The organism is Algoriphagus mannitolivorans DSM 15301 (assembly GCF_000429425.1).
In the GTDB taxonomy this organism is placed as follows: Bacteria; Bacteroidota; Bacteroidia; order Cytophagales; family Cyclobacteriaceae; genus Algoriphagus; species Algoriphagus mannitolivorans.
The window spans coordinates 76,796-90,607 of record NZ_AUBV01000017.1; the positions used below are offsets into that span (position 1 = coordinate 76,796).

The following is a 13,812-nucleotide window of genomic DNA, read 5'->3' on the forward strand; positions in this document are numbered from 1 at the left end:
TATGATAGAAGCTTTCCGCAATCGCTTTAATGCCGAATTTTCCGAGGAAAAGTACAAGGCATTTTTGGAGGATTTGGCCAGTGATTTTGATTATTCGCCTACCTTCAGGATTGCGGAAACTCCCTTTTTCATTCCTAAATCACTCCAAAAACAATTGTTGGAGGCATGTGATCAGGTCATAGATTTCATCAAAAGGCCGGATTTCAAAACCATCACTCAAAGGTCGATAGAGCTAAATACTGCCGTGCCCAATGAGGATGATCACACCCAGTTTTTGGCCATAGATTTTGGGATATGTGAAGAGGAGGGGAAGGCTATTCCAAAGCTGATTGAGGTGCAGGGTTTTCCCTCTATTTTCAATTTTCAGTTTAATCTCTACCGGAAAATTCTGAAATATTACCCTTTCTTGAAGGACTATTCTCCATATCCCGAAGGAGTGGATGAGGATAAATACCTGGAAATTCTGAAAAAAGTGATTCTAGGAAAATTTGAAAAAGAGGAGGTTGTATTGCTTGAAATAGAGCCAGAAAAGCAAAACACCAAAATCGATTTCTATTATGCCCGCAGGGATCTTGGAATTCCACTCGTTTGCGTGACGGAGGTGCTCAAAGAAGGGAAGAAGCTATTTTATATAGATTCCGAGGGTAAAAAGATTCAAATTCGACGAGTCTATAATCGGGTGATATTTGACGAACTGGACTTGCGAAAGGATCTTCAGCTTCAGTTTAGTTTTACAGAGGAGTTGGATGTGGAATGGGCCGGTCATCCTAATTGGTACACCCGGATTTCCAAGTTTATTCTTCCGTATTTACATGGGCCCTATTTCATTGAGACTACCTTGCTCAGCGAGCTCAAGGAGATTCCAGAGGATTTGGAAAATTATGTCCTAAAGCCATTGTTTTCCTTTTCGGGTTCAGGAGTCATTTTCCACGTCAAAAGGGAAGATGTAGAAGCGGTCAAGGAGAAAGATCTGTACATTCTTCAGAAAAAAGTCCACTACCTACCGGTGATTCAGGCGCCAGATGGAAAGGTAAAAGTGGAGGTAAGGATCCTTTGCCTTTGGCCAAGTGAGGACGAAAGCCCGACCATTGTGGGTAATTTGGCCCGGTTGAGCAGAGGGGAAATGATCGGAGTCAAGTTTAATAAGGACAAGGATTGGGTAGGAGGATCAATTGGCTTGTTTGAGAAATAAAAAAAGCTGAGCAATCACGCTCAGCTTTCCGATTTATTGTTTCCAGCTTCCTGGGTCTTTTCTCCATTCCCCTAAGGAATCCAAGACGTCCTCATTGATGTATTTTCTTTGGACTGCTCTTGGCAAAAGGTGGTCATAATTACACAAGCACACTAATTTAACACCGGCATTTTCGAAGTTTTTGGCAGCCACATCAAATCCGTAACTGAAGATTGCCACCATACCCAGAACTTCAAAGCCTGCAGCTTTAAGATCTTCTGCAGCTTTCAGTGAACTTCCGCCAGTTGATACCAAATCCTCAACGACTACCACTTTTTGTCCCGGAGTAACTTTGCCCTCGATCATATTTTCCATGCCATGGCCCTTTGGCTTAGAGCGGACGTAGATAAAAGGCAAATCCAATTCATTGGCGATCAAGGCTCCTTGAGGAATCCCTGCCGTTGCTACTCCAGCGATTGCTTCGGCCTCAGGGAAAAAGTGCATCACGCTTTTGACTAATTGGTCTCGGATGAGTTTTCTGACTTCTGGAAAAGAAAGAGAAAGCCTGTTGTCACAGTAGATGGGAGATTTCCAGCCAGAAGCCCAAGTGAAAGGTTTTTCGGGTTGGAGACGAATAGCCTGAATTTCAAGCAGCTTATCTGCCACCTCGGCGGCAGTTCCTAAATCTAAAATTTCCATAGGATCAAAATTAACAGATAATGGAAGTATAAGATTGTACCACCTGAATTTTTTGTGCATTTTTGGCCAAACCAGCAGAATATTTTCCGTTTCTCCCATGAAGATTTTTGTCAATGACAAGCCCTTGGAGCTGATCAGCTATGAAGAAATTGATCCCTCAAAAACGTACGAGCATATCTATACCCAAAGGGATGAATTGCCGGCGGAAGTAGAATGGGAGGAAGATGTGATCTTTCATGAGCCTTCTCATGACTTGATCATTAGGCTACTTTATATGTTGCGGACCCGGAAAATGAAAAAGTTAGACTCTGTCACCTTGGTCACTAAGGATAAAAGGGCCTTGAAAGCATTTGTTAAAAGCAGATTCCTGATTGTCAAAGCTGCAGGAGGGATTGTTTCCAAAAAGGATAAAGTCCTGATGATTTTTAGGTTAGGCAAATGGGATTTTCCAAAAGGGAAATTCGACCGAGGAGAGACTCCCGAGGCATGTGCCAAAAGAGAAGTGGAGGAAGAATGCAATATCAAAGTTAAAATGGGTCCCCATGTCGTCAATACTTGGCACACTTATACCCAAAACAGAAAATCCATCCTTAAGAAAACCTACTGGTACGCCATGGAGTCTGCCAATGATTCTGCGATGAAACCACAGCAGGAGGAGGGAATTGAGGATATTTTATGGATGACAGAAGCAGATGCAAAAACTGCCCTGATTAATTCCTATCCATCCATGAGGCACCTGTTCAAGCAGTACCTAAAAAAACACATGAAATCTCAGATTTTGTAAGGGAGATATTCCGATACATCACCTCCGTATCGGTGCACTTCCCGGATAATTGTAGAGCTGATCGGGGCAAATTGCGGAGAAGTAATCAAAAAAACTGTTTCCAGATCTTCATTGAGATACCGGTTCATTTGACTGATGGTATTTTCGTATTCGAAATCAGTCGTATTTCGTAGCCCTCTCACCAAAAATTTTGCACCGAGTTTTTTGGCAAGGGTAGAGGTAAGTTCATTGTACACTACCACTTTGACTTCCGGCATGGATTGATACACGCTTTCGATTTTTGGAACCACGTAATCAATGTCGAAATACCGGTTTTTCTTAGTCGAATTGTATCCGATCCCGATCACGACTTCATCAAACAATTCCAGACTTCTCATCACGATATCATGATGGCCTTTGGTAAATGGATCAAAAGATCCCGGAAAAATGGCGATTTTCTTCATGGTTTAGTCCATTTGCCAATTGGCTTCGAATAGATTTTCAGACTTCAGGTGCTTGAATCCATGTCCGTAATTCTGGTTGGCATGGGGCTTTATTAGTCGGAAATGATGGAAATAATTGCTTCCCCATTCCTGTGTGATCCCGCTGTTTTCAGATGCCCCAAAGACACTTACCCGGGCATATTTTCGGTCAAACTGCAGTTGTTCCATAGTAATGGAGACATATTTGACCACATCGTCATTTCCTCCAATTTCAAAAATATTGAACATGCTCAGCTCCTGATCTGTGAAGGCTGCGATGTAGATATGGCTTTCGAAGTAGTGTACCAGGATTTCCTGACCGATCAGGTTGAACCTTTCCTTAAACAAATAAGATAGAAAGGAGCATGCTCCGTGGTAAAAGCTAACTTCAGGAAATCTTGCATCCAGAGATTTTTTCTGATGTTCAGAAATAGAGGAGACAAGATTGAGGTTATTGCTGTCCAGACCACAATGGAAATAATGGTACTTACCAGAGGGCTCACCGGAAAATTTTAGGTATTCTGCCGCCTTTTCTTGCTGGAATAGCATTCCAGGAACAAGGGTAAATATGGGGTGGTGGAGATATACTTTGATCGGAACATCCTGCTTGAGGAGTTGGTCTGAATTCAATAAAAAATCCAGATGACCTGTTCCTACATCCATGTGATGATGGATAGCGATATTGGCACCGTTTTGGTCTTTTGCGAAGACGAAGGCGGTTTTGGGATATAAAAAAAGTGATAAGCTCGCTGTGTCTTCCACATCAAACTTATCACTTTTATAAACTTTGATTTCAGTTTTCAAAAGCGTGGGATTATTTCCAGTTACCTTCCGTGGATGCGTCAGTTCTGGAGCCTACTCTCAAGGCTTTCTCGTTATTGTTCAGTCTTCTCTTAGGGTTTACAGGCGCTGGGTCACGGATTTCGAATACGTTAACCATGTATCCGCCAGTTTTCTCAACTTTATCAGCAAAGAATTCGAATTGCTTTCCTCCGGAACCTGGAACTACTGGAAGTAATTCTAGATTGAAGTCAGGATATTTTCTTTCGTTGAAAAGAGAGTCCATTACAGTGACAGAACCCAAAGTATCGAAAGTAACGGTGATTTGCTCAGCACCGTAATCCAACAATTTGGTAGTTTCAGTTCTTTGTACCAACCAGATTTGACCTTCTTCGATAAACATTCTCAGGGAATCCCAAGTGCTTGCGTATTTGTTGTTGGAAGCTTGGTAAGCGAGCTGAGCATCACGAAGCATTTCAAGTTTCTGGATAGTAGCAGCCTCAAGAAGGGCAATTCTTTTTTCTTCTTCTACGACGTCATTGACACCTTTCCATAGAAGGTAGCCCAAGACCACGGCAGCTGCAAAGAACACTAAGGATAGAACTTTAGTAAGATTCATTTTAGATAAGATTTAGAAATCTGGTTAAGGTTGAAGGTTTTTAAAACGTGCTATTTTATAGAATTATTTCCAAAATTAAAATATCCTTTCCACAATCCTAGGTCAGGAAGAGTTTTAATTCCCCAAAAAACGGGATGAAGGGAATCTTTTGGAAGTTTTTTGAGCTGATCTAGGTCCATCCACGCAATATCTAACAAAATCTGCTCTCCGCCTTCCATCTCCGGGTCCAAGCCCAAGATCAGGTTTCCACCGGTTCTTTTGACTAAAAAGAAATGCTCCATGGCGTGAAGCGGTGGATCCAGATACTCATGAACAAACAAATAGGAGTCAATTTGAATTTCCAATCCCGTTTCCTCTAGAAATTCTCTCTCTAAGTTATCGACGGCGGATGTTCCGAATTTCATTCCCCCTCCGGGTACAGACCAAAAGATCCTTTCGGGACCCATGTGGTGCTTGACCATCAGGATTTTTTCATTTTCAATCAAAACACCATTTACCCGGCTTCGGAGCCGATTTCCAAATTTTGCTTCGATTTCTTTGCTGATTTGATCTTGGGGCATTTACCTTCGTTGATATGGGTAAAGATAGTCAGGCAAAGATTAAGCCCTCGGAGCTTTTAATCAAATTTTTTCCGTTTTCTCCTACTGCGGGCCAAGCGTCCTTTTTCCAGCTAATGAATTCTTTCTTGGAAAAAAGTCCAGAGGAAAAGCCCACGTTTGTCCTAAAAGGGTATGCTGGTACCGGTAAAACCTCATTGATTTCTGCTTTGGTAAAGATTCTTCCCCGAATGGATATGCGGGCGCTTCTATTGGCTCCCACAGGTAGAGCGGCCAAAGTCATGAGTAATTACTCGGGCAGAGGTGCCTACACGGTACATAAGATTATCTACAAACCGAAAGGTGATCCCGGAACCATGGGAGGGGGATTTATCCTTCAAAAAAATTATTACAAAGACACGCTATTTATTGTGGATGAGTCCTCCATGCTGGCAGACGAAGGAGGAATGTCCGGAAATTTGCTTTGGGATTTGATTCAATTTGTCTTCTCGGGGAAAGACAACCGATTGTTGTTGGTGGGGGATACTGCCCAGCTTCCTCCTGTCGGAAGTGAGTATAGTCCTGCTTTGGATGCAGGATATTTGCAAAGACATTTTAGACTTCAGGCTGGAGAGATTGAGCTTACCGAAGTTATGAGACAAAGACTGGAGTCGGGGATTCTATACAATGCCACACTTTTGCGTCAACTCCTAAAGCAAGATCAGCCCAGCATACAACTTTACACTTCCGGTTTTAAGGATACTTTTAAGATGACTTCTGAGCGCTTGGAAGACGGACTGCGCTATGCCTATGACAAATTCGGAACGGAAAACACAACCATTGTCACCCGTTCCAACAAAGCGGCTGTACAGTACAATCAATACATTCGGAGAATCATTCATTTTTATGAAGATGAGGTGAGTTCTGGGGATTTGCTGATGATTGTCAAAAACAACTACACCTACATGGCTGAATCCGATAAAGTCAACTTTTTGGCTAATGGAGATATGGTCGAGGTGATGAAAATCCGGAATTTTGAGGAAATGTATGGATTGAGGTTTGCCACCTTGGAGCTAAGATTGTTGGATTATCCGGAAGAGCCTTATTTCGAAGCCAAAGTGATTTTGGACACGCTCTATTCTCCAAGTCCATCCCTAACACGGGATCAGTACCGAAGTCTTTATGAACAAGTGGCGGAGGATTATGCCGATGTAGCCAATAAAACCGAAAGACAGGAATTGATCCGAAAGGATCCCTATCTCAATGCCCTTCAGATCAAGTTTGCTTATGCTCTCACTTGCCACAAGGCCCAAGGTGGACAATGGAAATCGGTATTTGTAGATCAGGGATATTTAAAAGAGGATCAAGTGGACAAGGATTTTGTGCGTTGGCTGTACACTGCAATGACTAGAGCCAGCGAGGAGCTTTATTTGGTGAATTTCTCTCCCCAGTTTTTCACTTCTTCCAAAAAGGAAGTGGATTAATACCGTGTAAAGGCCAATTCACACTTTTTAACAAGGAGTTAAAATGAACTTTGGCAAGGTATTTTCACCTTTATGTATCAAAGCGAGCTTCTCGATTCTTTGAAGCCTGCGAAAAAAGAAGAATATTTAAACTGTAAATTATACGATTATGAAAAAGCTAGGAATCTTATTCAGTCTATTTGCCTTTGTCTTGGTGTTTGGAGCGAATGCTCAAACCACAGGATCTGGAGCAGTGATTTCTTTCAAAGAAAAACAAGTGGACTTTGGAGACATTGTTCAGGGTGATAAAGTGGAGCATACCTTTGTCCTCACTAACTCAGGAACAGAGCCATTGGTGATTTCCAATGTCGCAGCAACCTGCGGGTGTACCGTTCCAGAATGGCCAAAAGCTCCAATTGCTCCCGGAAAAACTGCTGAAATCAAAGTTTCCTTTAACTCTGCCGGAAAAATGGGTAAGCAAAACTCGATTGTAAGAATTTATTCCAACGCCACTGAGCCGATCGAAAAAGTATCATTGATCTCCAATGTTTTGCCGAAGACAAAGTGATTCTAACCTTAAAATCATCTAAACCCGTCTTAAACAGACGGGTTTTTTTGTGGAGTTAATTTCCCGACCCGGGTATTCTTTGGGTTTTATTTCCTTAGATGATACATACTTTGGGAATTGATTGGACTCAAGGAACCTCCTGTTCAATTCCTAAGTTACTTTTTTATAATTTTCAACATGGCAGCTAAGCAAGAACGTAAGGTCACAATGAGTCAAGTCTTCAAGACTATCATTTGGCCAAGGAGAAAACACCTGTTTTTAGGATTGTTTTTAATCATCATCAGCCGAATGGCGGGGCTGATTCTCCCGGGAGCCAGTAAGTACCTCGTCGATGATGTGATTCCCAGCAATGACCTGAATATGCTCAAGTGGCTTATTTTGGCAGTGGTGGCTTCCATCCTTATCCAATCTGTTACTTCCTATTCCCTGACTCAAATATTGAGTGTGGAGGCCCAGAATCTTATTTCTAAGCTAAGATCCCAAGTCCAAAAGCATATCATCAAGCTGCCCATCCGCTTTTTTGACAATGCCAAAACAGGGGAATTGGTCAGCCGGATTATGACTGACGTGGAGGGTGTCAGAAACCTAGTCGGAACAGGCTTTGCCCAAATGGTCGGAGGAATATTGACTTCGGCTATTTCATTGGTGCTCTTGATCAGCATCAGTCCTCTGATGACACTCTATGTATTGGTACCCGTAGCGATTTTCGGTTTGGTTTCTCTGAAGGCTTTCAGTAAAATCCGTCCCATCTTTCGGGAGAGGGGAAAAATCAATGCTCAAGTTACCGGTAGATTGACCGAAACTTTGGGTGGAATCCGTGTCATCAAAGGTTTCAATGCCGAAGCGCAGGAAATCAAGACCTTCGAAAAGGGCGTGGAAGACCTTTTCCTCAATGTTAAAGCCAGTCTGACAGCCACAAGTTTTGTGACTTCCATGGGGACATTTTTATTGGGATTGGCTTCTGCCGGAATTATGGGGATTGGAGGCTGGATGATTATGGAGGGTGAAATTACCTTTGGAGACTTTTTGGCCTTTACCTTATTCTTGGGATTCATGATTGCTCCCATTGTCCAGATGTCCAATATTGGTAGTCAGCTGACTGAAGCATTTGCAGGGTTGGATCGGACAGAGGAAATCATGAATACTCCTTTAGAGGCAGACGACAGACAGCGAACCCATGCTATGGCCAAGATCAAAGGAAATGTGGAGTTTCAAAATGTGTCCTTTGCTTACGAATCAGGGAAAGATGTGGTTAAAAATATAAGCTTTCAAGCACCTTCCGGATCAGTTACGGCTTTGGTAGGGACTTCCGGATCAGGAAAAACTACCATTGCGGGACTGGCTGCCACTTTTTTAAATCCAGATTCCGGACAGATTCTGTTGGATGGAGTGGATTTGCAGACGGTCACTTTGGAGTCTTTCCGCTCCCAACTTGGGGTCGTTCTTCAGGATGATTTTCTCTTTGAAGGTACTATTCGGGAAAATATCCTTTTCCCAAGACCCGAAGCTTCAGAGGAGGAGTTGCATAAGGCAGTTCATGCGGCCCATGTTCAGGAGTTTACTGACCGATTTGAAGATGGATTAGATACCTTAATCGGGGAGCGGGGGGTGAAGCTTTCCGGAGGACAGCGACAAAGAATTGCTATTGCGCGTGCAATTTTGGCAGATCCCAGAATTTTGATTTTGGATGAAGCCACTTCCAACTTAGATACCGAATCAGAGACCTTGATTCAGGCGAGTTTGAAGGAATTGATGAAGGGCAGGACCACTTTTGTAATTGCCCACCGTTTATCCACCATTCGTCAGGCCGACCAGATTCTGGTCATTGAACAAGGTAATATTGTGGAACGAGGCAAACATGAGGAGCTGATTGGTCTGGAAGGTCGCTATTACCAATTGTACACTTACCAAGCCAGAATTTAAGGGTATGTGGTTTCAGCGAATCCCCAATCCGGACAAAGTGGATGGAATCCGAATTTATCGGACTCCATTCTTGCTGAAGGGTTCTGCGATTTGTCTGCCCGGATTGGGGATATTTCTTTCTTCAGTCATTCCTGAATCCGTCCAAGTTCCTATTATTCAACATGAGTACGGGCATTTTTTGGATTATCAAAAAGGCTTTGAAGGAGACCACAAGCGGTTTTTGGGTTCCAAATTCTTGGGGTTTTACCTGAAAATCGGCTTGCCGAGCCTACTTAACTTAAGCCCAGGATTCAGAAATCTCGGATGGTTTCAGGGCAATCATCGAATATTTTGGACGGAAATCCGGGCGAATCGATTGGCAGTAGCCCATTTTGAAAACTATCTTGCCGAGGGATTTCTGCATAGATTCCCTACTCAAGTCAATGTATGAGCAATATTTCTAAAACTTCCCGAAGGTCTTTTATCAAAACGACAGCATTAAGTTCTCTGATGCTGAGTAATATGGGGGCTTTGGCTTGGGGAAGTGGTTTTCCTAAGAAAAAGATCAAAATCGGCTTGATCTCCGATCTGCATCAGGACGTAATGCCAGATGGAGCGGAGAGGCTGGAGGCTTTTCTTTCGTTTATGAAAAAGCAGAACGTGGATGCCTTGGTTCAGCTGGGAGACTTTGCCGTGCCATCCACCCAAAACCAAGCCTTGATAGAACGTTTCAACCGGGCTCATTCGGAGGTTTTTCATGTATTGGGAAATCATGACATCGACTACGGGCATACTTTCGATCAGTGCATTAAAGCCTTTGGGATGAAGTCCAGGTATTATTCCAGAAATCTAAAAGGAATCAAAATTCTGGTTTTGGATGGAAATGAGGAAGGTTCCCCAAACCCCACCCAAGGCTACCCGGCCTACATTGGGCCAAAGCAGCAGGCATGGATTGTGAGCGAATTAGAGGCAGCAAGAGAACCTGTTTTGATTCTGTGCCATCAGCCCTTGGTGGGAATTTATCCTTTGGACAATGCCTTGGAAATGCAGAGTCTTTTAGCACCCTACGCAGACAAGATTCTTTTGGCGATCAATGGTCATGCACATGTAGATCAGCATTTGGTGGTGGAGGGAGTGAATTATTACCATCTGAATTCTGCGTCCTATTACTGGGTTGGGGCTGCGCTGAGTCATGAAAGCTATCCGGCGGAGGTTCATGAAAAATACCCGGAATTGGCTTCGACTTGTCCTTATTCGGAGAGTTTATTTGGTTTGTTGACGATTGATTTGGAGAACAGGGGTCTTCAGATCGAAGGAAGAAAGGCGGCTTGGGTTGGACCTTCCCCACAGGAATTGGGAATAGCTTATTTGACGGAAAAGCAAAAGCAGGAGAATCTGATTCCGGAGATCCGGGATCGAAAAATTGGAAACTAGAAACAAAAACAGGCACTACCCGGTGCCTGTTTTTTTGTGCTCTAGATTTTGGCGGTCAAAATGGAAGATCCGATTCTGCCATTTCTTTTTTCTCCCCTTTGGGATTTCCCAGCAAGAGAATTTCATTGACCACAACCTCGGTGATATAGCGCTTTTCGCCATTTTTATCATTGTAGGAGCGGTTGGTCAGTTTGCCTTCGATGGCGATTTCCGAACCTTTGTCGGTGTACTTGTCCAGGATCTCTGCGTTTTTGCCCCAGATGACCAGGTTGTGCCAGGTGGTTTCGGTGACTTTTTCCCCTTGGGCATTGCGATAGACTTCGTTGGTGGCGAGGCTGGCTTTGCCCATGATTTTGCCGGATTCCAGGGTTTTGATTTCGACTTTGTCACCTAGGCGACCGATGAGTTGAACTTTGTTTCTTAGCGCGTTCATACTTGTAAAAGGTTAATTGTGAAAGATTTGATTAACAATTTCCGCTAGAGGATAACTGATGGTCCAAAGTTGGGGGATGGAGGAAAAAGGACTCGGGAACTAATCGTTTGCTTCCGATAGTATTCGTTTGTTGTCGGATAAACTAGCCTGAGAGGCTGGGAATGGATTTTTTTAATGAAAAGAAATGATTAGGTTGGGTTGTGCTTATAAATGAATTGTGCTTCATGCAGAAAAAGACAAAATGAACATTCAAGAAGGATATAAAATTGACGAGCCTGACATTTTCATTCCTTGGGACATTGACGAACAGACTTTGACTCAGAAATTGAATGGACACGACTTTAAACATGTTACCACAGGATATTACACCATTTCATGTAAATCTTTGAATGGACTAAGTTGTATGCTCGGATTTCACTTTGAACCCAGGAAAAACGGACATTTAAACGAATTGGAATTTTTCCGAACAGACTACAGCGAACAAGAGAAATCATTTAATGACTTTCAATCTCATTTCGAAAAAGAATTTGGAAAACCGACTTCAGAAGCAAATGGAAACGAAGGATTTAAAAATTATGCTTGGAATTTTGAGTCGGTTCAAATAGTCCATTATGTGTTCGACAGATTTGGACCAGAAGAACACATGAGAATTAAAAAAATAAAAAAGCACGAAAGCACAACAACACCTATAAGCAAGCGGGCAGACAGTGCTAAACGAAAAGATAATACTTTTAAAAAACTATGGTCTCGGCTGACAGGTAAGTAGCTTTTAAAGCCCGCCTGCTCATAGCCAAGCCGTTACCGGCAAGCAAAAAAACAAAACTATGCTAAAATTTAAATTGACTCTATTCAGTTGTTTTTTTCTAATTAATGTGTTTGGTCAAAAAATTGAAGTTGTATTCTTGGACCAAAGTGACTCAACACAAAATAATTACACCATTATTTATCCAGATAATAAACCAATTACTGGATTAATTTTTATAATTCCTGGATTTGGACAATCTGCGGAAAGAACGTTAGAACAAACCGATTTGCCTTTTAAAACTGCCCAAAAAGGGTTGTTAACTATTATCCCAACATTCCAAGATGGTGTTCAATCATTTGGAGTTGATAATCTAAGCCAAGAGTCTTTGAATTATATAATTCAAGATGTAACAAATAAGCATAAGTTATCTGGACTTCCATTTTACATTGGAGGATTTTCTATTGGTGGGAGTTGTGCAATAAAATACGCACAGAATGCAAAAGTTAAACCAGTCGCAGTATTTGCCGTTGACCCTCCTTTGGATTTTGAACGGTTTTATAATTCCAGTAAAAGAGATATTAGACTTTCTCTTGACAAAGAACCAAGCCAAGAAAATGTATACATGGTGCAAAGAATTGAGAAAGAGTTCAATGGTACACCTGAAACATCATTATCAAATTTCTATGCAATTTCTCCATATTCATTCTCTGACCACAATCAAACAGCGGTGAAAAAGTTTGGAAATATTCCTTTAAGAATTTACACAGAGCCTGATGTAGACTGGTGGCTTAAAGAAAGGAATTTTGATTTTTCTAATATCAATGGACCTGATTGTTCAGCAATGATAAACGAACTTAACAGACTTGGAAATAACAGAGCAGAGTTAATAGTAACGAATAACAAGGGATATAGAAAACCTTATAATAATAGACACCCTCATTCATGGAGTATTGTCGATAATGATGAATTGTTGATTTGGCTAATTGAACAAAAAGAAGCCAGCAGGTAACATCACCTTGGATCCAGCTGGCGGTTCAGAGTAAATATGAAAATCAGTATCTTTAAGAAGGTAAGAGTAAGCTGGAAGAGAACGGCTCCGAATGCCCGCCGTCTCCAAGCTGAGGACCGTTAGAGTGCATTAAAAGAAACCGCTGCATTTTTGGAAAATGTTATCTTTTGAGATAACTTTGTGAATATGGTAAGGAAGATCATTTTTTATGAAAACCACTTTATTGAATTTTACCAAAGCCAGAATGACAAGGTTAAAAGTAAGATCCAATATGTATTTGAACTGATCAAGCAAGTGGAAAGGGTACCCGAGAAGTTTCTCAAGCATCTTGAAGGAACTGAGGGGTTATATGAGATAAGAGTTGAGTTTCAATCAAATATTTTCAGGATCTTTTGCTGCTTTGATGAAGGAAGGCTTGTGGTTCTGTTCAACGGTTTTCAAAAAAAGACCCAAAAGACGGCAAAGAATGAATTGGAGAAAGCAGAAAGGTTAATGAAGGAATATTTTCAAACAAAGAAATAAGATCATGAAGGATTATAGCAAAGTCAAAACATTCGATGAACTGATTGAACTTGAGCACGGAAAAATTGGAAGTGAAAGCAGAAATAAGTATGAAGAAAATGCTCAGATGTTCATCATCAGCGAAATGCTGAAAGAAGCGAGAAAGGAAGCAAACCTGACCCAGGAACAATTGGCGGAAAAGGCAGGGACAAAGAAAAGTTATATTTCAAAACTTGAAAATGGAAAAGGAAACATCCAGTTGTCAACCTTGATCCGAATTTTTGAACAAGGATTGAATAAAAGAATTGGATTAACCTTCCTTTAATGCGGCAGAAGGAATAACGCACGCTAGCATCACCTTGGATACAGCGGGCGGTTCCGAGTAAATTGAAAGATTTGTATCTTTAGGTAGCGTCCCGATAAGTGTGTAAGTGGTAGAAAAAGTTATTCTGGAATTTTTCGGCCCCTTAAAAGGCCTGGAAAAATTACGGAAATAACTTTTTCGGGATACCTTCACACACTTAAGCTATGAAAAAAGAAGATGCATTCAGCGAGGAGTTCCTCAAGCAGTTCAAAAATGGAGAAGAGCTTTACGCTTTTCTGGGTCAGCTCCAAAAGCGGGGCGTAGAAGCCATCCTTGAAGGAGAAATGGATAATCACCTGGGCTATGAGAAGCACGGGGAATCCACCGGGGAAAACACCCGTAA

17 protein-coding genes and 1 pseudogene are annotated in these 13,812 nt (G+C 41.9%); 12 read left to right on the top strand and 6 right to left on the bottom strand.

Annotation, left to right across the window (positions count from 1 at the left end; translation table 11 throughout):
• Window position 1: 1 nt before the first annotated feature.
• Window positions 2-1,192: a hypothetical protein gene (locus G458_RS0116570; RefSeq protein WP_026952883.1), complete on the top strand. Its 1,191-nt coding sequence runs from the start codon at window positions 2-4 to the stop codon at window positions 1,190-1,192.
• Window positions 1,193-1,225: 33 nt separating this feature from the next.
• Here G458_RS0116570 and pyrE read toward each other — a convergent pair whose 3' ends face one another.
• Window positions 1,226-1,870, bottom strand: a complete 645-nt coding sequence (pyrE, locus tag G458_RS0116575; protein ID WP_026952884.1) for an orotate phosphoribosyltransferase — start codon at window positions 1,868-1,870, stop codon at window positions 1,226-1,228.
• A gap of 97 nt (window positions 1,871-1,967) precedes the next feature.
• On the opposite strand from pyrE, the gene G458_RS0116580 reads away from it, so the two are divergent.
• A complete protein-coding gene (locus G458_RS0116580; RefSeq protein WP_026952885.1) occupies window positions 1,968-2,654 on the top strand; it encodes an NUDIX hydrolase in 687 nt (228 codons plus the stop codon).
• Here G458_RS0116580 and coaD read toward each other — a convergent pair.
• Genes coaD through G458_RS0116600 form a run of 4 tightly spaced genes read right to left on the bottom strand, consistent with a single transcriptional unit; the run spans window position 2,642 to window position 5,074 of the window.
• Window positions 2,642-3,097: a pantetheine-phosphate adenylyltransferase gene (gene coaD / locus G458_RS0116585; protein WP_026952886.1), complete on the bottom strand. Its 456-nt coding sequence runs from the start codon at window positions 3,095-3,097 to the stop codon at window positions 2,642-2,644. The two genes, G458_RS0116580 and coaD, sit on opposite strands and share 13 nt — an antisense overlap.
• A 3-nt stretch (window positions 3,098-3,100) precedes the next feature.
• A complete protein-coding gene (locus G458_RS0116590) occupies window positions 3,101-3,919 on the bottom strand; it encodes a DUF3822 family protein (RefSeq protein WP_026952887.1) in 819 nt (272 codons plus the stop codon).
• A 10-nt stretch (window positions 3,920-3,929) separates the two neighbouring features.
• Window positions 3,930-4,514, bottom strand: coding sequence for a hypothetical protein (locus G458_RS0116595; protein WP_026952888.1), 585 nt, complete (start codon window positions 4,512-4,514; stop codon window positions 3,930-3,932).
• Between the two features lie 50 nt (window positions 4,515-4,564).
• Window positions 4,565-5,074 (bottom strand): NUDIX domain-containing protein, encoded by a 510-nt coding sequence (locus G458_RS0116600; RefSeq protein ID WP_026952889.1) that lies wholly within the window; start codon window positions 5,072-5,074, stop codon window positions 4,565-4,567.
• A 14-nt stretch (window positions 5,075-5,088) separates the two neighbouring features.
• Between G458_RS0116600 and G458_RS0116605 the strand changes: the two genes are divergently transcribed.
• The 5 genes from G458_RS0116605 (at window position 5,089) to G458_RS0116625 (ending at window position 10,417) form a co-directional block, all read left to right on the top strand.
• The gene (locus tag G458_RS0116605) at window positions 5,089-6,534 is read left to right on the top strand and encodes an ATP-dependent DNA helicase (RefSeq protein ID WP_026952890.1); all 1,446 of its coding nucleotides are present in this window, start codon (window positions 5,089-5,091) and stop codon (window positions 6,532-6,534) included.
• Window positions 6,535-6,682: 148 nt separating this feature from the next.
• Window positions 6,683-7,081 (top strand): DUF1573 domain-containing protein, encoded by a 399-nt coding sequence (locus G458_RS0116610; protein WP_026952891.1) that lies wholly within the window; start codon window positions 6,683-6,685, stop codon window positions 7,079-7,081.
• Window positions 7,082-7,258: 177 nt separating this feature from the next.
• The gene (locus tag G458_RS0116615; protein WP_026952892.1) at window positions 7,259-9,004 is read left to right on the top strand and encodes an ABC transporter ATP-binding protein; all 1,746 of its coding nucleotides are present in this window, start codon (window positions 7,259-7,261) and stop codon (window positions 9,002-9,004) included.
• Between the two features lie 4 nt (window positions 9,005-9,008).
• Entirely contained in the window at window positions 9,009-9,434 is a 426-nt protein-coding gene (locus tag G458_RS0116620; protein WP_026952893.1) for a hypothetical protein, read from the top strand.
• Entirely contained in the window at window positions 9,431-10,417 is a 987-nt protein-coding gene (locus tag G458_RS0116625; protein WP_084438893.1) for a metallophosphoesterase family protein, read from the top strand. Before G458_RS0116620 ends, G458_RS0116625 begins: the two co-directional genes overlap by 4 nt.
• Window positions 10,418-10,472: 55 nt before the next feature.
• Here the strand turns inward: G458_RS0116625 and G458_RS0116630 are convergent, their stop codons facing one another.
• Entirely contained in the window at window positions 10,473-10,850 is a 378-nt protein-coding gene (locus G458_RS0116630; protein ID WP_026952895.1) for a single-stranded DNA-binding protein, read from the bottom strand.
• Between the two features lie 241 nt (window positions 10,851-11,091).
• On the opposite strand from G458_RS0116630, the gene G458_RS0116635 reads away from it, so the two are divergent.
• The 5 genes and pseudogenes from G458_RS0116635 to G458_RS22100 all read left to right on the top strand — a co-directional run.
• Window positions 11,092-11,616: a hypothetical protein gene (locus G458_RS0116635; protein ID WP_026952896.1), complete on the top strand. Its 525-nt coding sequence runs from the start codon at window positions 11,092-11,094 to the stop codon at window positions 11,614-11,616.
• Window positions 11,617-11,674: 58 nt separating this feature from the next.
• Complete coding sequence (locus G458_RS21090; protein ID WP_051287402.1) at window positions 11,675-12,604, top strand: alpha/beta hydrolase family protein; 930 nt, start codon at window positions 11,675-11,677, stop codon at window positions 12,602-12,604.
• Between the two features lie 186 nt (window positions 12,605-12,790).
• On the top strand, window positions 12,791-13,126 hold the full coding sequence (locus G458_RS0116645; RefSeq protein ID WP_026952897.1) for a type II toxin-antitoxin system RelE/ParE family toxin: 336 nt from the start codon (window positions 12,791-12,793) through the stop codon (window positions 13,124-13,126).
• A gap of 4 nt (window positions 13,127-13,130) precedes the next feature.
• Entirely contained in the window at window positions 13,131-13,430 is a 300-nt protein-coding gene (locus tag G458_RS0116650; RefSeq protein WP_009033879.1) for a helix-turn-helix domain-containing protein, read from the top strand.
• Window positions 13,431-13,633: 203 nt separating this feature from the next.
• A pseudogene (locus tag G458_RS22100) lies at window positions 13,634-13,812 on the top strand (IS256 family transposase); the annotation flags it as partial.